Consider the following 23,197-nt stretch of genomic DNA (forward strand, 5'->3'; position numbering starts at 1 on the left):
ATTTATGTATGGAAAGCTGACTTTATGAATAAAAAAAATCGCTCCCCTTATGGAGAGCGATTTTCTTTCAACAATTAAGCTTTTAATTTTGATATTGCAATTTCAGCTGCTGCAATCGTCGCTTCAATATCTGCATCACTATGTGCTGTCGATAAGAATAGACCTTCGAATTGAGATGGTGGCAAGAATACACCTTGTTCTACCATTTCACGATAGTAAGCCGCAAAGAATTCTAAGTTTGAAGATTTTGCTGCATCGTAATTAATAACTTGTTCATCTGTAAAGAAGATACCAATCATAGAACCCGCACGGTTAATATGATGCGGAATGCCATGTTTTTCAGCCGCTTTACGTAAGCCAGCTTCTAACATTTCAGCTTTACGCTCAAATTCTACATATGATTCTGGCGTTAACTGTACTAACGTTTCATAACCTGCTGCCATTGCAAGTGGGTTACCTGATAAAGTACCTGCTTGGTAAATCGGTCCGCTCGGTGCAACTTGGCGCATAATTTCTGCTTTACCACCGTATGCTCCTACTGGTAAGCCACCACCGATTACTTTACCTAAACAAGTTAAATCAGGTGTTACACCGTAATAACCTTGTCCGCAATTATAAGCAACTCGGAATCCTGTCATGACTTCATCAAAAATAAGCAATGCACCATTTTGCTCTGTTACTTCACGAAGACCTTCTAAAAATCCTGGTTGCGGAGGAACAACACCCATATTTCCTGCTACTGGTTCTACAATTATACAAGCAATATCATCACCAAATTGTTCGAAAGCATATTTCACACTTTCTAAATCGTTATACGCTACGGTAATCGTATTTTTCGCTACACCTTCTGGTACACCTGGGCTATCTGGTAAACCTAGCGTCGCCACACCAGAACCCGCTTTAATTAATAACGAATCACCATGACCGTGGTAACAACCGATGAATTTCAAAATTTTATTACGTCCTGTATAACCACGAGCTAAACGTAGCGCACTCATTGTCGCTTCTGTTCCAGAGTTAACCATACGTACAATCTCAATTGATGGTACGCGCTCAATAACAAGTTTCGCTAATTTATTCTCAATTTCCGTTGGGGCACCGAAGCTTGTTCCTCTTTCAGCAACAGATTTTAAAGCTTCAACAACACGATCATTCGCATGACCATGAATTAAAGGACCCCATGATAATACGTAATCGATGTATTCATTTCCATCGATATCATATACTTTAGAGCCTTTTCCGCGCTCCATAAACAACGGATTCATACCAACAGACTTAAAAGCACGAACGGGGCTATTTACGCCACCAGGCATTAAATCTTGCGCCTCTTCAAACGCCGCAATCGACTTATCAAACTTTTTCATTATTTAGCGCCTCCTTCTTGTAACCATCTTGCTGCATCTTTTGCATGATACGTAATAATTAAATCTGCTCCTGCACGTTTCATGCTAATTAATTTTTCAAGTACAACTTCTTTTTCATTAATCCAACCATTTTGCGCTGCTGCTTTAATCATCGAATATTCACCACTTACGTTATAAGCAACGACTGGTAAATTAAAGTTATTTTTCACATCACGAACGATATCTAAGTAAGAAAGAGCTGGCTTTACAATTAAGAAATCTGCCCCTTCCATTACATCTGATTCTGCTTCACGGAATGCTTCCATACGGTTCGCTGGATCCATTTGATATGTTTTACGATCACCAAATTGCGGGGCACCGTGCGCCGCTTCACGGAATGGTCCGTAAAATGCTGATGAATATTTCACAGCGTACGACATTACTGGTACGTGTCCAAAACCATTTTCATCTAATGCATGGCGAATTGCTGTTACGAATCCGTCCATCATGTTTGATGGCGCAATAATGTCCGCTCCTGCTTTCGCTTGGCTTACAGCTGTTTTCGCAAGAACTGCAAGAGACTCGTCATTTAAAATAATACCATCTTCAATTACACCGCAATGACCATGGCTTGTGAATTGACATAAACATGTATCTGCAACTACTACTAGCTCAGGGAATTCACCTTTAATTTGCTTAATTGCACGTTGCACAATTCCATGATCACAGTATGCTGATGATCCAACTTCATCTTTTTCAGCAGGTAAACCAAATACAATAACAGAACGAATACCTAAATCAACAACCTCTTGCATTTCAGCTTGCAATAAATCTAAAGATATTTGATATACGCCTGGCATAGAAGGCACTTCATTACGAACATTTTCTCCTTCTAATACAAAAATAGGGTAAATAAAATCTTCCGTATGTAAAAACGTTTCACGCACAAGCGCACGCATATTACCGCTTTGTCTTAAGCGACGATGACGATTAAATTGTAAAGAGTTCATAGATTTCTATCCCCATTCTTTTATTTTATAGATTCACAAATGCATTGTAGTAATGCTTCTACAGTGTACTCTTTCGGCATAATAACATGTGGAAAATAAAGGATCGCCTCTTTTTCCGTAATAGGCCCTATACAAGCAATTGTACAGTTTTTTGTCCATTCTCTCCAGTTTGTACCCTCAAGTAAACGAACAAAACTAGTAACAGTTGAAGGGCTTGTAAATGTAATAATGTCTACTTTCCCTACTTCTAACGCTACTATAAGCTCTTGCCTTTTCCCTACATTCTCTTTCGTACCATATACGATTAGCTCATCTAGAGAAACACCAATTTCGCGAAGTGCAACTGGAATTACATCTCTTGCTAAATTCCCTTTCGGAAATAAAATGCACTCGTTTCCACTTAGTCTTTTTACAAACTCTTCTGCAAATACTTCTGCAACAAATGCAGTTGGAACGAAGTCCACTTGATAGCCCCGCTTTTCTAACTCTAACCTTGTTTTCACGCCTACTGCAGCAATTTTAGTCTTTGCGGGTAGCTTCTTTCTCAAACTATCTAGAAAAAAAGCTACTCCATTTTTACTCGTAAAAATAACCCAGTCATACGAATGCAGGTGCCCTGCTATATGTTGAATTTGCCTAYGAGACATACCTTCCATACGCAAAAGCGGAATTTCCAATGGAATTCCGCTCTTTTCTTTCACCGCTACACTCATTTGTTTCGCTTGATGCTGGGCACGTGTAATTAATACCGTTTTGCCAGCGAGAGCGTTCATATTTATTGTTGCCCCTTATTTGCAGCAAGAATGAGTTCTTTGGCGCCTTGTTTAATTAAACGGTCCGCAGCCTCTAATCCTACTTCCTCTGGATTAGTTCCTACTACTGTCTCTTTCAATAAAATAGAACCGTCCATAGAACCGACAAGAGCTGTTAATTCGATTGCATCATTTTCTGTAAGAGTTGCATATCCAGCGATCGGAACTTGGCAGCCACCTTCAAGTTTATGAAGAAATACTCGTTCTGCCGCCACTGTTCTTTCTGTTACTGCATCATTCATATGCGCTAACAACTGTAGTAAATCCTTATCATCCTCACGGCATTCAATCGCTAATGCACCTTGTCCTACAGCAGGTACACATAACGTCTCATCTAAATGTTCTGTAATAACTTCATTATCCCAGCCCATTCTTTGTAACCCAGCTGTTGCTAAAATGATTGCATCGTAATCTTCTTCTTGTAATTTACGTAAACGTGTATCGATATTTCCTCGAATCCACTTCACTTGTAAATCTGGTCTCGCAGCTAATAATTGTGCACTGCGTCTTAAACTACTCGTACCTAAAATAGCGCCTTCTGCTAACTCTTTAAACGCTGCTCCGCTTTTTGAGATAAAAGCATCACGAGGGTCAACACGCTTCGGTGTACAACCAATCATTAATCCTTCTGGAAGTACGGCCGGCATATCTTTCATACTATGTACAGCCATATCAATTTCTTTCGTAAGTAACGCATGTTCAATCTCTTTAACAAACAAGCCTTTTCCGCCTACTTTTGAAAGAGTAACATCTAAAATAACATCACCTTTTGTGACGATTTCTTTCACTTCAAATTCATATGGTAAACCTAGTGCTTTTAACTGATCAATAAACCAGTTTGTTTGCGTTAATGCTAATTTACTCTTTCGTGACCCTACAATAATTTTGCGCATAATTCTCTCTCCTCATTATAAATACCAAAAGTGGAAATTGGATAAACTGCTTAATAGAAAAATATTGATTAGCATTACGAGAAATGCTCCGATGTTCCACTGCACGATTTTCTTCCCTTGCAACACATCTGCCACTCGTAAATACAGGCCAGCACAATATACAAATAGAACGACAAAAGATCCGATTACTTTCGTATCATACCAATGGAAATTGTCCAATTTCGTATATCCCCATATGCATCCTAATAAAATAGCTAATAAGAAAAATGGAACAGAAAATAAATTTAATCCGTAAGACATCGATTCTAGCTTCGGTAAATTCCCTAACCTTCTTAATCTCGCATTCCATTTTTTCTTTTTTAATAGGCGATATTGCAATAAATACATAATAGAAAAAATGAACGATACAGTGAAAGTTGCATAAGAAATAATAGCCATACCGACATGTACATATACAAGTTCTGAAACTAATTGCTCTGCCAGTACCGGCGACATCTTTCCGAGCGGTGTAAAAATAGAAAAAGCGCTTACGCCAAATGCGACAACATTTGTAAAAAAGACTAGAAAGTCAATTCTCATAAATCGATTAATGACTAACGACATCGTAATCAATAGCCAAACATAAAAATAAATCCCTGATAATAAAGTTAATATAGGGTTCGTTTCTGAATCTGTAGCCCTAAGTAACATAAAGATAGACTGCAGAACCCATACAATCGAAAGTAACCAAAAAGCAAATCGGTTCGCCTTTCGGTTACTTTGGAAATAATCTATAAAATATAAACTAATGCTACAAGCATATAAAATAATTGCAATATGATAAATAATACTGTTATTTAAAAAACTCATCCGATCATCCTTCCAAATTATAAAGATGGAACGGATGGTGTCCACGCTCTTTTATGTTCTACTTCTTCCGCACAACTCTCTACATCTTCCATTTCTAAGTCGAAAATCTTTGCAAATAACGCTAATTTTTCGTCTGCTCCCTCTTCAGCAGCAATTTCTTTCGCTACTAAAATTGGGTCTTTTAATAATTGATTAATAATACTTTTCGTATGCTTACTAATTACTTTTCTCTCACGATCACTAAGATTCGGTATTTTTCGTTCCAAGCTTTCCATCGTTTCACTTTGGATAGCAAGTGCCTTATCACGAAGAGCTGCTATTAACGGAACAACACCAAGTGTACTTAACCACGTTTTAAATAAAACAATTTCCTCTTCAATCATAAATTGAATTTTCTCTGCTTCTTTCAAACGCTCAGCACGATTTGCTTCCACTACTCCTTGCAAATCATCAATGTCATATAAGAAAGAACCTTCTAGTTCATCAATCGCTGGATCAATATCACGTGGCACTGCAATATCCACCATAAATAACGGACGACCAGAGCGCATTTTCTCTACCTTTGTCATCATCTCTTTCGTAATGACATATTCAGATGCACCAGTTGAACTAATTAAAATATCTGCTTCTAATAATGCACATTGCAATTCACTTAAAGGCTTTGCATGTCCCATATATTTCTCAGCCATTACTTCCGCTTTCGTAAACGTCCTATTCATGACGGTTACTTTTCGAGCACCGCTTCCATATAAGTTTTGCAGTGCCAGCTCACCCATCTTACCAGCACCAAGAATAAGCACATGACAATCTGTTAACTCACCAAATATTTTCTTTCCGAGCTCAACAGCAGCATAGCTAACAGACATCGCACTTTCACCAATCGTCGTTTCTGAGTGCGCACGTTTCGCTAACGTAACCACCTGCTTAAACAACTCATTAAAAATTGTGCCTGTCGCTTTTACTTGTTGCGCTTCTAAAAAGCTATCTTTTATTTGGCCTAAAATCTGTGTTTCTCCAACTACCATAGAATCTAAACCGCACGTCACGCGGAATAAATGATCTATTGCACCGTCTTGTTCAAAAATAGTTAAATATGGTGCGACTTCTTCTATTTCAAGCTGAAACCAATCAGCTAAAAACTTCTTAATATAATACCGTCCCGTGTGTAATTGATCGACAACAGCGTAAATCTCAGTGCGATTACAAGTTGATACAATGACATTCTCTAACACGCTCTTTTGATTTTGTAATGTAGTCATTGCTTGCTCTAGCTCTGCTGCCTGAAATGTGAGTTTCTCACGAAATTCTACAGGGGCTGTTCGATAATTTACACTAACAACAAGAATATGCACGCAGCATGTCCCCCTTCACCCGTTTTATCACTTTATCTACTATCATAATACAACTTTCCTCTTATGAATCTGACAATCGTGTGAACAACCGATTATTTTTTATTTATTCTCCGTATGTAATAAAGGAGATTCAGTAAAACTAATAAAGACTTTCTACTTTATAATGATTATAAATTAATAACTCTATTTGTACGTTACCAAAAAAAGCCCTCATAATCAAGTGATGGAAACTATTCCATATGAATTATAACATCATCTTTCCTATCTTCTTTCATCATGAAGAAAAATATGTATGATTGTTCCAAATTGTAGCACAAACTTTCTCAATACAATGTATTTGACATTGTATTTCTTTTTCGTTATATTGATTTTATAAAATTAAATTGTGCACAACTTAATTAGAAAGGAGTTATGTATGACAGAGAATTCTTTACATCTAGATAACCAACTTTGTTTTTCTATTTACGCCTGTTCTAAAGAAGTTACCCGCTTTTATCGACCATATTTAGAAGATATGGGTATTACGTATCCCCAGTACATTACTTTACTCGTACTATGGGAGCAAGATGGACTAACAGTAAAAGAAATTGGAGAACGTCTATTTTTAGATTCCGGTACGTTAACACCTATGTTAAAACGAATGGAATCATTAAAACTTGTAAAACGCGTTCGTTCCAAAGAAGATGAGCGCAAAGTTTGTATTAAATTAACAGAACAAGGTAAAGATTTAAAAGAAAAGGCTTGTTCATTGCCGACAACAATGGCAACAAATTTAGGAATTACAGAACAAGAATATCGTTCTTTATTAATTCAATTAAATAAACTAATTGAAACAATGAAAACAATTAATGATAGAAAAGGGGAATAAACATGGATAAATTATATACTGCTTCAGTAACTGCTACAGGTGGACGAAACGGAAAAGTAATTTCAGATGATGGCATATTAAATCTTGATGTAAAAATGCCGAAAGCACTAGGTGGTGCAGGCGGAGAGGCAACGAATCCAGAACAACTATTTGCTGCTGGTTATGCCGCTTGTTTTGATAGTGCATTACAACTTGTCATTCGTACAAAACGTGTGAAAGTAGAAAGTACAGAAGTAACTGCTCACGTTTCTATCGGAAAAGATACAGATGGTGGTTTCGGCCTATCTGCTGTACTTGATGTACATGTTGCTGGCGTCTCTCATGACGAAGCACAAGAACTTGTAGAAGCCGCTCACGGTGTATGTCCTTATTCGAAAGCAACAAGAGGTAATATTGAGGTTACATTAAACGTACGATAAAAAAATTTAGTAAATAAAAAAAACGCGCGACATTCGTCACGCGTTTTTTGTTTTTGTCATTCTATGAATTGCCTTCCACGCTTCTTCTTTTCCAAGTCCTGTTTCAGAAGAGAATAGAACGATTTCATCGCCAATTTCAACAGCAAGCGTTTCTTTTACAACTTTTAAATGCTTTTGCCATTTCCCTTTCGGAATTTTATCGGCTTTCGTCGCAATAATAATTGTTGGGATTTCATAATGCTTTAAGAAATCATACATCATCACGTCATCATTTGTTGGTTGGTGACGTAAATCAACTACTAATACAGCTGCGTCTAATTGCTCACGTGTTGTAAAGTAAGTCTCAATCATCTTGCCCCATGCTGCGCGCTCTGTTTTAGATACTTTCGCATATCCATAACCTGGAACGTCAACAAAATGCATCATCTCATTGATCAAGAAGAAGTTCAACGTTTGCGTTTTCCCTGGTTTAGAAGAAATACGTACTAACTTTTTACGATTTAAAATTTTATTAATAAAGGAAGACTTCCCGACATTTGAACGACCTGCTAATGCAATTTCTGGTAAATCACTGTCTGGATATTGTTCTGGTTTAACAGCACTAATTACAATATCTGCTTTTGTTACTTTCATTGTTTCACTCCTACTAATGCGTGCTCCAATACTTCATCTAAATGAGATGCAAGCACAAACGTAAGGTTTTCTTTTACGCTTTCTGGAATATCATCTAAATCTTTCTCGTTTTCTGCTGGCAAAATAATTTTTGTTAAGCCTGCGCGGTGAGCACTTAATGTTTTTTCTTTTAAACCACCAATTGGTAATACACGACCACGAAGTGTAATTTCACCTGTCATCCCCACTTCTTTACTAACAGGAATACCTGTTAGTGCAGAAATAAGTGCCGTTGCCATCGTAATACCTGCTGACGGTCCATCTTTTGGAACTGCTCCTTCTGGAACATGAATATGAATATCATTTTTCTCATGGAAATTCGGATCAATCTGAAGTTCTTCTGCACGAGAACGAATATAGCTAAACGCTGCTTGTGCGGATTCTTTCATAACATCCCCAAGTTTCCCTGTTAAAATTAATTTCCCTTTACCTGGCGCTACAGACACTTCAATCGCAAGTGTATCACCGCCTGCTGCTGTATACGCTAACCCTGTTGCCATACCAACTTGGTCTGTTTTTTCAGCTTGCCCATAACGGAATATGTGCTTACCAAGTAAATCAACAATGTTTTTCTCTGTTACTACAATACGCTTACGTTCTGCTGTAACGATAATTTTTGCTGCTTTACGACAAACTTTTGCAATTTGACGCTCTAGCGTACGAACACCGGCCTCACGTGTATAATAACGAATAATTTCAAGAAGCGCTTCATCACGTACTTGTAAATTACCTTTTCGTAAGCCATGCTCTTTTAATTGTTTCGGCAATAAATGTTCACGGGCAATGTGAACTTTTTCAAGTTCTGTATAGCCAGCAATTGAAATAATTTCCATACGGTCAAGCAACGGACCTGGAACACTTGAAAGTGTATTCGCAGTTGCTACAAACATAACTTTCGATAGATCATACGGTTCTTCAATGTAATGATCACTGAAGTTATGGTTTTGTTCTGGGTCTAACACTTCAAGTAATGCCGCTGATGGATCTCCACGGAAGTCGTTAGACATTTTATCAATCTCATCTAATAAAAAGACTGGATTAACTGTTTTCGCCTTTTTCATACCTTGAATAATGCGTCCTGGCATCGCTCCAACATACGTACGACGGTGACCACGGATTTCAGATTCATCACGTACACCACCAAGGGATACACGGACAAAATTACGATTTAATGATGTTGCAATCGAACGCGCTAACGATGTTTTCCCGACCCCAGGAGGTCCTACTAAGCAAAGGATAGGTCCTTTTAATGAATTCGTTAACTTCTGCACAGCTAAATATTCAAGTACGCGCTCTTTTACCTTCTCAAGCCCGTAATGATCTTTGTTCAAAATCTCTTCAGAATGAGCAAGATCAATCATATCTTCTGTCGCTTCTGTCCACGGAAGTGCTAATAACCAATCCATATAATTACGAATAACACCGCTCTCCGCAGAACTTGCTGGTAACTTTTCATAACGGTCTAATTCTTTCAGTGCAGCCTTCATTGTTTCTTCAGGCATTCCTGATTGTTCAATTTTCTCACGAAGTTCTTCAACTTCCCCGCCCTTACCTTCTTTATCACCAAGTTCAGTTTGAATCGCCTTCATTTGCTCACGTAAGAAATATTCTTTTTGCGTGCGCTCCATTGAACGTTTCACTTTTTGTCCAATTTTCTTTTCTAAACTAAGTAACTCTTGTTCATCTTGAATAATTGAAATAAGTGTATGTAATCGTTCCTTCACAGATACAATCTCTAAGATTTCTTGTTTCTGCTTCGTTTTAATCGGCAAGTGAGAAGCAATTAAATCAGCTAATCTTCCTGGCTCTTCCACATCAGCTACCGTTGCAAATGTTTCATTTGAAACTTTTTTCGAAACTTTAATATATTGTTCGAAATGCTCCAGTAATGTACGCATAAGAGCTTTCTCTTCTAGATCATCTTCCACTTCTTCAGTTACCGTTTTGATAGAAACCTGCACTACATTCTCTTCTTCGATAAACTCTACTACTTCAGCTCTATGTAAACCCTCTACAAGGACACGAAGCGTACCGTTCGGCAATTTTAACATTTGCTTCACTTTCGCCACTGTACCTACACTATATATGTCATCTTCTTTCGGATCATCGATATTCATTTCTTTTTGCATCGCTAAAAAGATGATATTTTCATCCATTGCCGCCTGCTCTAGTGCTTGTATCGATTTATCACGTCCTACATCAAGATGCAGAACCATCGTTGGATATACGAGAACGCCTCTTAATGGTAGGAGGGGTACGATTCTTTCATTCGTATTCATACTAGACATAGCACCTCCATAATAAATTAAACTCCTGTTCAACTATTTTATATTACAATACATCTAGATGCAATTGCAGAGATTTTCCGCAATTGTAAATCCCTCGTTTTTTCTCCCTTTTAAAAAGGAAAAAAGACTCCGCTTAAGCATACAAACTTAAACGAAGTCTGGCAAATTTTATTATCGTTCATTCTCACATTGATTGTGCATCTGTTTCGTCTACAGTAGTATGTATATCAAGGTCTCGATGCATATTTTCCTGCATAAATGTTAGCTCAAATACTTCTTTTAACTTACGAACAGGAATGATTTCAATTCCTTTTATTGTATACAAAAACGGTTGCATGTTTTCAGCAGGAATGATGACTTTCTTAGCACCTGCTTTTTTCGCAGCTTTTATTTTTGCGTACACACCACCAATAGGTTTCACTTCCCCGTGTATACTTATCTCACCGGTCATCGCTACTTCATTACTCACATACGTACGATGCACTGCTGAATATACACCTGTTGCCATAGCAATACCTGCCGAAGGCCCATCAATTGGGATACCACCTGGAAAATTAATATGTATATCGTACCCTTCTGGCAACACATCTAGAGAACGAAGTACTGTTAATACATTATCTACAGAACCTTTCGCCATACTTTTACGGCGAATGGATTTCGTTTGACTACCAATACTTTCCTCTTCCACAATCCCGGTAACATTTACCGACCCTTTATCTTTCGCCTTGATTGCTGTTACTTCAATTTCTAATAACGCGCCTGTATTTGGTCCGTATACAGCAAGTCCATTTACAAGACCGATTCTCGGAATAGGATAAATACGTTTTTCATATTTCGGTGTAAGTTGGCTAGAGTGAACAACCCACTCTATATCTTCATCTTTAATGAAAGAACGTTCTTCATTTATTGCCATACCAGCAGAAATTTGTACAAGGTTAATTGCTTCTCGTCCATTTCTTGCATACATCCCGATCATTTCAACACCATTTTTACCTATTTGCATTTCCACTTTATCAGCTGCATTCTTCGCTACTTTTTGAATCTCTTCTGTATCTAACTCACGGAAAAACACTTCTAAACAGCGTGACCGAATAGCAGGAGGAATCTCCTCTGGCGAACGTGTCGTCGCCCCAACTAAGCGAAAATCGGCTGGCAAACCTTTTTGAAAAATATCATGTATATACGTTGGAATCATCGAATTTTCTTCACTATAGTACGCACTTTCCAAAAATACTTTCCGATCTTCTAACACCTTTAACATTTTGTTCATTTGAATTGGATGTAATTCACCAATCTCATCAATGAACAAAATACCACCATGCGCATCTGTTACAGCCCCTTTTTTCGGCTGTGGGATACCCGCTTGCCCCATTGCACCTGCCCCTTGATAAATCGGATCATGGACTGAACCAATTAATGGGTCTGCAATACCGCGTTCATCAAATCTTGCTGTCGTCGCATCAAGTTCGATAAATGTTGCATTCGTACGAAATGGAGATTTCGGATTGCGTTTCGCTTCTTCCAATACAAGGCGTGCTGCCGCTGTCTTCCCGACACCTGGCGGACCATATATAATTACATGTTGCGGATTCGGACCACAAAGAGCCGCTTTCAACGACTTAATCCCGTCCTCTTGCCCTACAATATCTAAAAAGGATGTAGGACGTACCTTCTCCGCAAGCGGCTCTGTTAAAGAAATCTCACGCATTTTACGAAGCTGTTCTAATTCTTTTTTCGATTCTCGATCAATTGAAACTTTTTGTGTTCGCTGATTTCGAAGTAAATGCCAAAAATACAATCCGACAATTACACCAAAAACAAGTTGAACAAGTAAAAATATATTTGTCCAGCTCATAATTTATTTCCTCCCGCAATGTTTTACCATTTAGTATTTCCGCGGAGGAACATAGCTAAACATAAAGAAAAACAGCAATTATAAAAATTGCTGTTTCTTCTTCGCACTATGCAGATGTTTTTGTATCAAGTACAGTACCGTCTTGTAACACCAATTTCGGCGGTTCATTATCAGCTACTGTTTCTTTCGTCAGAATACACTTCTCGATATCTTTGCGAGATGGAAGTTCGAACATTACATCAAGCATTAAGCCTTCAATAATAGAACGAAGTCCACGAGCACCTGTTTTACGTTCAATTGCTTTTTTCGCAATCTCAACTAGTGCACCTTCTTCAAACTCTAACTCAACATCGTCAAGCTCCAATAATTTTTGGAATTGCTTAACAAGTGCATTTTTCGGTTTCGTTAAAATATCTACAAGAGCATCTTCATCAAGCGGCTCTAGGTTCGCAATAACTGGAAGACGACCGATAAACTCCGGAATTAAACCGAATCTTAAAAGATCCTCTGGTAAAACGTGAGATAAAACATGCTTCTCATTTACATCAGCATTTTTCTTCTCAGCACCAAATCCAATTACTTTCTCACCAAGGCGACGTTTAATAATTGGCTCAATGCCATCAAACGCTCCACCACAAATGAATAGGATGTTCGTTGTATCAATTTGAATGAACTCTTGATGCGGATGCTTACGACCACCTTGAGGTGGAACGCTCGCTACAGTACCTTCTAAAATTTTCAGAAGTGCCTGCTGTACACCTTCACCAGATACATCACGTGTAATTGATGGATTTTCGGACTTACGTGCCACTTTATCAATCTCATCAATATAAATGATTCCTTTTTCCGCTTTCTCTACATCATAATCAGCTGCTTGGATTAATTTTAGTAAGATGTTTTCTACATCTTCCCCTACATATCCAGCTTCTGTTAAAGATGTTGCGTCCGCGATTGCAAATGGAACATTTAAAATACGCGCTAATGTTTGTGCCAATAATGTTTTACCACTACCAGTTGGCCCAATAAGTGAAATATTACTCTTCGCTAATTCTACATCATCAATTTTACTGTTAGAATTAATGCGTTTGTAATGGTTATATACCGCTACCGCTAGTGCTTTTTTCGCGTTATCTTGTCCGATGACATACTCATCTAAGATTTCACGAATTTCTACCGGTTTCGGTACATCTTTGAATTCTACTTCTTCGTCCTTCGCAAGCTCCTCTTGTACAATTTCAGTACAAAGTTCGATACACTCGTCACAAATGTAAACACCTGGACCTGCAACTAACTTTCGAACTTGCGTTTGTGTTTTACCACAGAAAGAACATTTTAATTGACCTTTTTCATCATTAAATTTAAACATATTTTCACACCCCTTACAAAGTGCTAACCTCTTGCCTTCGTATGTACACGATAAATGTATCGTATGTAAATACATATTATGTCACTACGTGGCGAGAAATACAAATAATATGACTAGTTATGTACAAATAAAAAAATTTTAAAACTTTTGAAATATGTATATTCGACTTGTAAAGGAAGTTTTCCTTCTTCATCGAAAAGTTTTATAAATATATTTCTATATTTATAAAACAAGGCACGATTAAAATCGCGCCTTGTTATTTTATTATGCAGCGTTGTCTACTAAGAAGTCTACAGCTTTACGCACTTTAAGGTCTTCAGATAAAGCGTCTACGCTTCCAAGAGCTTGCTTGATAGCGTCTACTGGCATACCGTACATTTCAGCCATTTTTTCAACTTCTGCAGTTACTTCTTCTTCAGTAACTTCGATGTTTTCAGCTTCAATGATAGCTTCAAGAACAAGATTGATTCTTACGCGTTTTTGAGCGTCTTCTTTCATTTGCTCTTTTAACTTGTCAGCGTCAGTACCTGTGAATTGGTAGTAAAGCTCAAGGTTCATACCTTGTTGGCTTAAACGTTGCTCGAATTCACGAACCATACGATCTAACTCAGTGTCGATCATAGCTTCTGGAATCTCGATTTCAGCGTTAGCAGCAGCTAATTCTACTACTTCGTCACGTACTTTGTGCTCAGCTTCGTGCTTTTTGCCTTCTTCTAAGTTTGTACGAAGTTTTGTTTTTAATTCATCAAGAGTTGCAACTTCTTCGTCAGCTTCTTTAGCGAACTCGTCGTTTAACTCAGGAAGTTCTTTTGTTTTGATTTCGTGAATTGTTACTTTGAATGTAGCTGGTTTACCAGCTAATTCAGCAGCGTGGTACTCTTCTGGGAATGATACTTCAACTTCTTTAGAATCACCAGATTTAAGACCAATTACTTGCTCTTCGAAACCAGGGATGAAAGTACCAGAACCGATTGCAAGAGAATAGTTTTCGCCTTTTCCGCCTTCAAATGCTTCGCCATCAACGAAACCTTCGAAGTCGATTACAGCTGTATCACCGTTTTCAACAGTTCCTTCTTCTTTAACAACTAGTTCAGCTTGACGCTCTTGTAAAGATTTTAATTCGTTCTCTACATCTTCGTCAGTTACAGTTGTTTCAACTTTTTCTACTGCTAAACCTTTGTACTCGCCTAATTTAACTTCAGGCTTCACTGTAACTTTTGCAGTGAAGATAAGGTTAGCATTTTTTTCGAACTTCTCGATGTTGATTTCAGGATGATCAACTGGGAAGATACCAGCTTCATCGATCGCTTCACCGTATGCTTTTGGTAAGATGATATCTAAAGCATCTTGGTATAAAGATTCGATACCAAAGCGTTGTTCGAATAACGGACGAGGCATTTTCCCTTTACGGAAACCTGGTACGTTAATTGTTTGTACTACTTTTTTGAACGCAGCGTCGATAGAGTTGTTTACTTCTTTAGCATCAACTTCGATTGTTAAAACGCCTACGTTACCTTCTAATTTTTCCCATTTTGCAGCCATTTATTCTTTCCCTCCAACTATAATAATGTATGCACATACCTCTATAGATTAAAATCTTCATTATCTCTTTTTTGAAATAACAAAAGTACAAATAATCCTCTAGCAAAAGCTTTCAGATATAATGTTCCAATCTACTAATTGTCTAAAAGACAACTACGGTATATTTTGTTCGAGAATAATATGAAACATATTAAGTAAGAGATTTACACTTCTCTTCTCTTACAAACAGGCAGATTTCTGCCTTTTGCAACCCTTACATTATAACATAGAATATGCTCGTTTCAAGAACCGAACGATTCTTTTTCATAATTATACGGGCAAATATCCTTCTCTTTCAACACGTAATAACCATTGATAGGCAATATGAAACTCTTCTAATTCAATATTATACGCTGTCATAAGCTCTTCTTCATCAATAGTCAATCCGAAACGCTTTCTTCCAATTCTCTCTAAAACAGCAGCCCAAATCTCCACTTTATCCATTAATAGAGCGAATGGGAAAACGCTAATTCGCAATTCTTTCCAATATGTAACCATCGCATCAAATATATCGGGATAATTTTGCTCTAATCGGCTTGATAATGTATGTATAATGTTATCGGATTGCTCCTCATTATGACCTGTAAATGCTGGAATCACCTTAATCGTATTCCCAAACTTTTCTACCTCTATCTCTTCTTCTATTTGATTTTCTATCATTTTATATAAAATAGAAGTTTTCAAATAAGGGTGCTGTTTTTCGTCTATTAAAAATTTCTTTAAAATAGGTAATGCAAGATCCAAGTCTTTTAACGAAAGTTGCTGAATCGCTCTTAGCTTTTGTCCAAAGTTTTCTCCAAACATTTCATTAGTAAACTCATCCAATTCAAAATTCGAATCGACTAGTGACGTATCTACTTCACTTAACATACCTTCTGCAAATAAAGCGAGCTGTGCTAATTTTTCCTTTTGCTCAGGCATTACATCTTTCGTTTGCAAAACCTTTTCAACGATTTCAATGACACCTTCATAATCATTTGTTTGAACTAAAATCGTCACATATGTTTCAAGAATATCACCAAATAATACAGCTCCTGTTTCAAGTAACTGTTCACATTTGTCTTTCGCTTCTTCCATATGTTTTAATTCTAACAAACAAATAACAGAAGCGAGTTCCGTTTGTTCCGTTTCTGCATTATACTGACGTAATATTTCAAAGCAGCGCAATGCATCTTCGAATTTCCGCTCTTTCAGTGCTAAAAAACCTTCATCAATATATCGCTCTGATAGTTGTGGAAACAATACGACCGTATTTTCTTTTTTATCCATACGTCCGCCTCTTTTTCTAGATTTTAATTATCTTTAAAGTAAATATATCAAATGAGTAATAAGAACACAACATCCCAAAACCCTTTGTTTGAAATATGGAAATATTTAATTTTTATATTTCGATATAAACAAATCCTTACTAAAAATTAAAAATGTACAAATAAAAATCCTCAGCAATTAAAGCAGAGGATTCATCATTAATGGAAAGCTTTTATAATAGTGGGGTATATAACAAGGGTAATAATTTGGAGAACAATAATTGCCATAACAATCATGCTAAAATAGAAGATTGGTTTACTTCGCTTCATTAAAAACATAATAATAAGCATCGTACAAGCAAACAAACTTAAGAAGAACAAACTCGTTGTCGAACTAAGTATACCACTCGGGACAAAGAACAATAACACTACACTACAAGTACCTATAATTCCAAATAACCATTCCATTCATTCACTCATTCCCTTTCCCTCTCATGGCAGTTTTTTTACTAAGCGATTAAATGTTTTACAACATCAACTACATACGTTAATTTCTCATACGCTACAAATCCAAAAGCAACTGTTAAACCCGTTACAATTAATCCTTTCATCATTTCTTCCTCCTCGTTTTATCGTTGTTACCTTTATTATAGAGGATTAGCAATTTGTTACCATCGAACTTCCTTACAGTTACCTTACAGAATTGTAAGATTTCAAAATGGATAGAAAAAAACCTCATATTACTTGAGAGGTTTTCACGGAATTTCTCTATAATTACTTGCAAAATTAACTTTTTCTCCTGGTTATTTTTCGGAGAATCCACTCTTAAACTGATAGATTTACTAAATAACTTAGGGTTGAAATAATTATTTGTTACTTTTCTTAACTTACCTTCAAATGTTTTTAATTATAAGAAAACACTTTATTGAAATCGTGTTAATATATTTTTATACAATTAAGAATTTAATTTAAAAGGGGGATTATGTATGTTTAAAAAAATGGCTGCAGATGTATTAGGGCTAAGCGATGTAGGTTCTGTCATTACACCGAAAGATTACGATAAAGTTGATGCTGATGATTACGTGATGCATGAAGATGGGGAGAAAATTTATTTTTTAATCAAATCAAAATCAGATGAATATTGTTTCACAAACAAAGGATTAATCCACCTAGATGGTACAAGTGCAACAAGTAAAAAACGTACACTACGCCGCTTTAGTTATAGTAAGTATCAAATTAAAAACGTAGCACTTGAAACTGCAGGAACGATTGATTTAGACGTAGAAATTAAGTTCCAGATGGGGGATGAGCATTATTCAATTGATGTTCATAAAAAACATATTGAAGAATTAAAAGATTTATATAAGGCTTTACTTAAAATAGAAGAAATTTCATACGACAACGATATTACATTACAGTATGCACATAAAAGTCTAGATATGGCATCTAACGCTTTCAGCCGTATTTCAAACGCACAAGTAAATTTAGCAGAACAATTTAAAGAAATGAACGAGATCGCCTTTAACTGGCTCGTTGATACGAAGAAACAATATAACGTGAAAGATTATGGTTTTGTATTTGAGAAGTTTATTAATAACTAAACAAGAAACCCTTGTTATCAAAAGATAACAAGGGTTTCTTAGCGTCCCAGGAGAGATTTGAACTCCTACTCCGCCCATTTCCGTACTATTTTATATATTTTGATCGCAGTCTTAATATATCTTCTCCTTCACGAATGCCTGCCGATCCCTTCCTCACATTTTTTACGACAGTCCAATCTGGGTTAGTTTCATCACCGATGTTCTGTACTGTAAAGTTGCCATCACCATATTTCCGGTGACCTTCTGCCAATTTCTCTGTTAAATCATTCTCATTTGATCTAGCCATCTTTGCGCCATCTCCCTTTTTTATACAACCTTCTTAAACTGTCCAACCAATCACACGTCCAGTCAATTGGAGATTCTCGTTTTCCGCTTCTATTAATTGTAACACACTGTCGGGGATAAGTTCCGATAACGGCTGCTTAATCGTACTAGAATGGTAAAAAGTTTTATAACATTCTAAGTGAACAATTGGGATAATATAGATATGGATTTAAGTTTCATCATAAGCCTATTGATTCTTTAAATTAAACAAGAGAAATAGGGCGCATAAATAGCGCTCTTTTCTTAATGCACTTTAATCTATTGTATATAATAATTATCATATGTTACTTTATATTTTTTACACCTCTTGCACATACATCAATTTTTAAACAAACAAAAAACCTTGTTATCAAAAGATAACAAGGTTTTTTTAGCGTCCCAGGAGAGATTCGAACTCCCGACCGTACGCTTAGAAGGCGTATGCTCTATCCGGCTGAGCTACTGGGACATGGAGCGGGTGAAGAGAATCGAACTCTCGACCAGAGCTTGGAAGGCTCTTGTTTTACCACTAAACTACACCCGCATATGTTATTTTATTTTTCTTCGTTAGCGCTGTTGCCCTATCGACAATATTTATTATATGTATAACCATACATAAAGTCAACACCTTTTTTAAAAGAGGATAATTTTTCTTATCCTCTTTTAAAAACTGCTTGTTCAACTAGTTGTCCGTCTAATGTTTCAAAACGAACTTCCATTTGATTTTCATCCATTTCTAATAAAGCAAATGTCTTTTCTACACGCTGACGTGGCAATAAAATACTGCCTGGATTAATAAATAAAACGCCATCGATTAATTCTGCACCTAATACGTGAGAGTGTCCGAAGCATGCAACTTGCGCCCCTACCTCTTCCGCATGGTACGCTAATGTTTGTAATGTCATTTTCACGTTATGACGATGTCCGTGCACAACTACGAAACGAATGCCATCTACATCAGTTACAATTTCATCTTGAAAGTTAGCATAATCACAGTTCCCTTTTACAACATGGAAACCTTGCAGCTCTTCATGAGCAGGCGTTAGCTCTGAATCACCGCAATGAATCATGACATCTACTTTTCCTTCATAGTTCTCTTTCAACTGCTGTAATTCCTTCACGGAGCTATGACTATCGCTTAAGATTAAAGCTTTCATCAATCTCTCTCCCTTATTCTCCTAAAAACCATTCAGGGATTTTTTCTTCTAGCTTACGAAGAGCACGTCCACGGTGGCTAATGGCATTTTTCTCATCTGAACTTAGTTCCGCCATCGCTCTTTTATATTCTTCCACATAAAAAATCGGATCATATCCAAAGCCATTTTCCCCGCGGCGCTGCTCTAAAATATACCCTTCGCACGTCCCGTTTACAATGACAGGCTTTTTATCCCCTTCAGGGAAAGCCACTGCTAATGCACAGTAGAAACGAGCTTTACGCTTTTCAAACGCTATTTCATTTAATTCTTGTAACACTTTATCAATATTCGCTTGATCATCTTTCGGCTCTCCAGCAAAACGAGCTGAATACACGCCTGGTTTTCCATTTAAAGCATCTACAATAAGACCTGAATCATCCGCGATTACGATCGCATTCAGCTGTCTACTCAGACTATCCGCTTTTAAGATCGCATTTTCTTCAAATGTTTCACCAGTTTCTTCGACTTCTTCAATATGAGGAAAATCGTGCAATGATTTTACTTCTAAATCAAATCGCTCAAATAACTCAGCAAATTCACGTACTTTCCCCATATTTTTTGTCGCTACAACAACTTGTTTCATACTTTCCACCTCTACTCTATATGAGATACGATGTCACCTAACGCTTCTTTTTGCATGTCGATTAGTTGGAAGATACCTTGTTCCGCAGCATCAAGTAATTCATTTAACTGCGCTCTGCTAAACGTCGCCTCTTCTCCAGTTCCTTGCACTTCAACAAACTGACCTTTTCCAGTCATAATTACGTTCATATCAACGTCTGCTTTAGAATCTTCTGCGTAGTTTAAATCTAAAACAACACCTTGCTCTTCAACAATTCCTACTGACGTTGCTGCTAAATAATCTTTTACTGGAATTTTAGATACTTTTTCTGCTTGTAATAACTTCTCAAACGCTAATACCATTGCTACATATGCACCTGTAATAGAAGCAGTTCTCGTTCCACCATCCGCTTGAATAACATCACAATCAATCCAAACCGTTCTCTCACCAAGTGCTTCTAAGTCAACTACCGCACGTAATGCTCGTCCAATTAAGCGCTGGATTTCCATTGTACGTCCTGTTACTTTCCCTTTACTTGATTCCCTAATTGTACGTTGTTCTGTTGCACGTGGAATCATCGCATATTCAGCTGTTACCCAGCCCTTTCCTTCTCCACGCATAAACGGTGGGACACGCTCTTCAATTGTCGCTGAGCAAATTACCTTTGTATCCCCAACCTCAATTAATACTGATCCCTCTGGATGTTTTAAATAATTCGTATGAATATGTATATGGCGTAATTCTGTTTTCTCTCTACCATCTACTCGCATAAAAATAACCTCCTCATAACTACTTGTTAGTATAGCCAAATTTAAATGTATGATATGTATACAATAAAAGAAGAGGAACCCAAAAAGCAATTCCCCTTTCTTACTTAAGTATATCAAATTATTGAAGATTAAAAACTACCTGTATTCACGTTTTCTGGACGATCGACAGGTTTTATTAACTTTCCGCCCTTTTCATCTATAAGATTCGCTTTACCATTTACTTCAATAGAAACACTTTTCACGCCTTTCTTTTCTGTTAAAGATAAAACTAACGACTTCAATACGTAATTTGAAATCATATTTTTATCTGGGTTTATAAATATATTTTCATTAAAGTTTAATGTAAGATTTCCATCTTGTAACTTCGGATTCGTAATCAACTTAACTCCTGGATTAAAATCATTCAGAAGCGATTGATGAATCGGTCCTTTTACAAGTTCATCTATAATTGCTGCATAATCATTTTCTTTTCCTTCTACAACGCGGCGTGTTACTGGTACGTAGTATTGCTGCTTATTATTATTTTGTGCCATAAAATAAAGTGTAACCGGTTTTGTATTTGTTACATCCGCTACTTGTTCATCATCGAAGTTGATACCATTAGCACGGCTCACCCCTTCACCAATCGGTGTACCACCAACAGGCATCTTTGCCAATTTCTCACCATTTATTTGGAACTGCACTTGTTTTATTTCTTTAAATTGCGTCAACGTCCAGGCTATTGACTCAACCATCTGACGCTCTTCCTCTTTTGCATAGTTTTTCATTTCTTTAGAGAAATCAATGACTGCCGTCCCATCTTTTTTCAAATCTAGTGTCATCGATGTATTCGCTGGAATGACTGCACGGAACCCATTCGGTAATAAATTCGTTACCGGTCCATCTTTCACAAGGTACTCTAACGTTTGCTGAATGACCTCATTCACTTTCGGAGTAGGTATAGCTAACGTTTGCGGTACAACATAACCATTTTTATCAACAAGGTATAGTTCTCTATTCACCGTTTGTCCTTGCTTATCTTTCTTAGCTACTTCTTTCTTTCCACCCTCTGTATACGTAACTTGTTTTGGCGGATCAATTTGTTCCGTTGCTTTCTCCTGATTTATAAAGCCACACCCTGTTAGTAAAACAGCGCTCACAGTAGCACCAACAACCCATTTAAAAGTGGATTTAGGCATGCCATTCCCCCCTAAAATCTAAGTTTGTACTATTATGTATACGAGCTGTTTCACTTTTTAGAACAAGCTGTGCTTCCTATAAACAAAAAAACTCCTGATTTCTCAGGAGCTCAATTATATGGATTCTACTATTATTCTTTTTCTAAATGAATATGTTTCACATTTTCAATCGGTTGACCGAACCATTTTGATGCAATTTCTTTAAATAGGCCTATTTTTCCTGTCGTTAAGAAGAGATGATCACTTTGTTCCTCTCCCTCATTCAACATTTTACTATGGTATAAAATTGTACTTACTTCGCGCGCTGTTTCATCACCTGAACTAATGAGTTGTACTTTATCTCCCATTACTTTTTTAATAACAGGACCTAAAATTGGATAATGTGTACAACCTAAAATAAGTGTATCAATATCAGTATTTTTCAGCGGTTGCAATGTTTCTCGTACAACTTCATACGCCATTTCACTTTCAAAATTCCCACTCTCTACAAGCTCAACGAAAGGCGGACACGCTAAACTTTCTACCATAACACGGTTATTAATAGACTTTAGCGCTTCTTCGTATGCACCACTTTTCACCGTTCCAATCGTTCCGATAACCCCAACATGATACGTGTTTGTCACTTTTAAAGCTGTACGTGATCCTGGGTGAATAACTCCTACCACTGGAATTGGTAATTGTTTCTGCATCTCTTCTAATACAACCGCAGTTGCTGTATTACACGCAATAACTAACATTTTGATATTTAAATCTAGTAAATGCTCCGTCATTTCCCACGTAAATTGACGCACTTCTTCTCGAGAACGTGGACCATAAGGGCAACGTGCCGTATCCCCTAAATATATAATACGCTCTTTCGGCAACTGACGAATTAATTCCTTCGCTACTGTTAAACCGCCAACTCCTGAATCGATAACACCGATTGCTCTATTCAACTTCATCACCCGTTTTCTCATTCATCATCTTTTTTTATCATTATATTTTACACACTTTAAGTTCGCTAACTTAAACTGCTTCTGTATGAAAATTTTC

The 23,197-nt window shown here is 37.0% G+C and carries 22 protein-coding genes and 2 tRNA genes; 3 read left to right on the top strand and 21 right to left on the bottom strand.

All coding sequences use genetic code 11. The features are described from left to right. Positions 1-74: 74 nt before the first annotated feature. The 6 genes from hemL to hemA are packed head-to-tail and all read right to left on the bottom strand — an operon-like array spanning position 75 to position 6,259. A complete protein-coding gene (gene hemL, locus AC1DMU_RS03795) occupies positions 75-1,364 on the bottom strand; it encodes a glutamate-1-semialdehyde 2,1-aminomutase (RefSeq protein ID WP_088064511.1) in 1,290 nt (429 codons plus the stop codon). After that, positions 1,364-2,353, bottom strand: a complete 990-nt coding sequence (gene hemB / locus AC1DMU_RS03800) for a porphobilinogen synthase (RefSeq protein ID WP_476941469.1) — start codon at positions 2,351-2,353, stop codon at positions 1,364-1,366. Before hemB ends, hemL begins: the two co-directional genes overlap by 1 nt. A gap of 20 nt (positions 2,354-2,373) precedes the next feature. After that, on the bottom strand, positions 2,374-3,126 hold the full coding sequence (gene hemD, locus AC1DMU_RS03805; protein WP_476941470.1) for a uroporphyrinogen-III synthase: 753 nt from the start codon (positions 3,124-3,126) through the stop codon (positions 2,374-2,376). A 2-nt stretch (positions 3,127-3,128) separates the two neighbouring features. Next, complete coding sequence (gene hemC / locus AC1DMU_RS03810) at positions 3,129-4,058, bottom strand: hydroxymethylbilane synthase (protein WP_088064514.1); 930 nt, start codon at positions 4,056-4,058, stop codon at positions 3,129-3,131. Between the two features lie 15 nt (positions 4,059-4,073). After that, positions 4,074-4,907 (bottom strand): cytochrome c biogenesis protein, encoded by an 834-nt coding sequence (locus tag AC1DMU_RS03815; protein ID WP_000008998.1) that lies wholly within the window; start codon positions 4,905-4,907, stop codon positions 4,074-4,076. A 17-nt stretch (positions 4,908-4,924) separates the two neighbouring features. Then, a complete protein-coding gene (gene hemA / locus AC1DMU_RS03820) occupies positions 4,925-6,259 on the bottom strand; it encodes a glutamyl-tRNA reductase (RefSeq protein ID WP_000547847.1) in 1,335 nt (444 codons plus the stop codon). A 415-nt stretch (positions 6,260-6,674) separates the two neighbouring features. Here hemA and AC1DMU_RS03825 point away from each other — a divergent pair, with 415 nt between their 5' ends. After that, the gene (locus AC1DMU_RS03825; RefSeq protein WP_088064515.1) at positions 6,675-7,127 is read left to right on the top strand and encodes a MarR family winged helix-turn-helix transcriptional regulator; all 453 of its coding nucleotides are present in this window, start codon (positions 6,675-6,677) and stop codon (positions 7,125-7,127) included. Between the two features lie 2 nt (positions 7,128-7,129). Beyond that, positions 7,130-7,546: an organic hydroperoxide resistance protein gene (locus AC1DMU_RS03830; protein ID WP_048541345.1), complete on the top strand. Its 417-nt coding sequence runs from the start codon at positions 7,130-7,132 to the stop codon at positions 7,544-7,546. A 36-nt stretch (positions 7,547-7,582) separates the two neighbouring features. On the opposite strand, the gene ysxC is transcribed toward AC1DMU_RS03830, so the two are convergent. The 7 genes from ysxC to AC1DMU_RS03865 form a co-directional block, all read right to left on the bottom strand. Continuing rightward, entirely contained in the window at positions 7,583-8,179 is a 597-nt protein-coding gene (ysxC, locus tag AC1DMU_RS03835; RefSeq protein WP_000869124.1) for a ribosome biogenesis GTP-binding protein YsxC, read from the bottom strand. Then, a complete protein-coding gene (gene lon, locus AC1DMU_RS03840) occupies positions 8,176-10,506 on the bottom strand; it encodes an endopeptidase La (protein WP_000097312.1) in 2,331 nt (776 codons plus the stop codon). The genes ysxC and lon overlap by 4 nt, the downstream gene beginning before the upstream one ends. Positions 10,507-10,690: 184 nt before the next feature. Then, the gene (lonB, locus tag AC1DMU_RS03845; RefSeq protein ID WP_000119166.1) at positions 10,691-12,361 is read right to left on the bottom strand and encodes an ATP-dependent protease LonB; all 1,671 of its coding nucleotides are present in this window, start codon (positions 12,359-12,361) and stop codon (positions 10,691-10,693) included. A gap of 106 nt (positions 12,362-12,467) precedes the next feature. Then, entirely contained in the window at positions 12,468-13,727 is a 1,260-nt protein-coding gene (gene clpX / locus AC1DMU_RS03850; protein ID WP_000472285.1) for an ATP-dependent protease ATP-binding subunit ClpX, read from the bottom strand. A gap of 264 nt (positions 13,728-13,991) precedes the next feature. Further along, positions 13,992-15,269, bottom strand: a complete 1,278-nt coding sequence (tig, locus tag AC1DMU_RS03855; RefSeq protein ID WP_000729261.1) for a trigger factor — start codon at positions 15,267-15,269, stop codon at positions 13,992-13,994. Positions 15,270-15,578: 309 nt separating this feature from the next. Further along, on the bottom strand, positions 15,579-16,577 hold the full coding sequence (locus tag AC1DMU_RS03860; RefSeq protein WP_000358261.1) for a hypothetical protein: 999 nt from the start codon (positions 16,575-16,577) through the stop codon (positions 15,579-15,581). 197 nt (positions 16,578-16,774) lie between these two features. Further along, on the bottom strand, positions 16,775-17,023 hold the full coding sequence (locus AC1DMU_RS03865) for a hypothetical protein (protein WP_001983650.1): 249 nt from the start codon (positions 17,021-17,023) through the stop codon (positions 16,775-16,777). Positions 17,024-17,541: 518 nt separating this feature from the next. On the opposite strand from AC1DMU_RS03865, the gene AC1DMU_RS03870 reads away from it, so the two are divergent. Beyond that, positions 17,542-18,156 (top strand): PH domain-containing protein, encoded by a 615-nt coding sequence (locus tag AC1DMU_RS03870; protein WP_000473869.1) that lies wholly within the window; start codon positions 17,542-17,544, stop codon positions 18,154-18,156. Positions 18,157-18,241: 85 nt separating this feature from the next. Here AC1DMU_RS03870 and AC1DMU_RS03875 read toward each other — a convergent pair whose 3' ends face one another. The 8 genes from AC1DMU_RS03875 to racE form a co-directional block, all read right to left on the bottom strand. Then, complete coding sequence (locus tag AC1DMU_RS03875; RefSeq protein ID WP_000124458.1) at positions 18,242-18,442, bottom strand: hypothetical protein; 201 nt, start codon at positions 18,440-18,442, stop codon at positions 18,242-18,244. 412 nt (positions 18,443-18,854) lie between these two features. Beyond that, positions 18,855-18,928 (bottom strand) — tRNA-Arg (locus tag AC1DMU_RS03880). Between the two features lies 1 nt (position 18,929). Beyond that, positions 18,930-19,003: transfer RNA gene (locus tag AC1DMU_RS03885), tRNA-Gly, on the bottom strand. A gap of 109 nt (positions 19,004-19,112) precedes the next feature. Continuing rightward, positions 19,113-19,616, bottom strand: a complete 504-nt coding sequence (locus tag AC1DMU_RS03890) for a metallophosphoesterase (RefSeq protein WP_088064516.1) — start codon at positions 19,614-19,616, stop codon at positions 19,113-19,115. A 13-nt stretch (positions 19,617-19,629) separates the two neighbouring features. Next, a complete protein-coding gene (locus AC1DMU_RS03895) occupies positions 19,630-20,238 on the bottom strand; it encodes an XTP/dITP diphosphatase (protein WP_000815937.1) in 609 nt (202 codons plus the stop codon). An 11-nt stretch (positions 20,239-20,249) separates the two neighbouring features. Continuing rightward, positions 20,250-20,987, bottom strand: a complete 738-nt coding sequence (rph, locus tag AC1DMU_RS03900; protein WP_001261765.1) for a ribonuclease PH — start codon at positions 20,985-20,987, stop codon at positions 20,250-20,252. 128 nt (positions 20,988-21,115) lie between these two features. Further along, entirely contained in the window at positions 21,116-22,165 is a 1,050-nt protein-coding gene (gene gerM / locus AC1DMU_RS03905) for a spore germination protein GerM (protein WP_088064517.1), read from the bottom strand. Positions 22,166-22,296: 131 nt separating this feature from the next. Next, positions 22,297-23,106, bottom strand: a complete 810-nt coding sequence (racE, locus tag AC1DMU_RS03910) for a glutamate racemase (protein ID WP_088064518.1) — start codon at positions 23,104-23,106, stop codon at positions 22,297-22,299. Positions 23,107-23,197: the final 91 nt, after the last annotated feature.

Source organism: Bacillus sp. 01N45, from assembly GCF_056399205.1.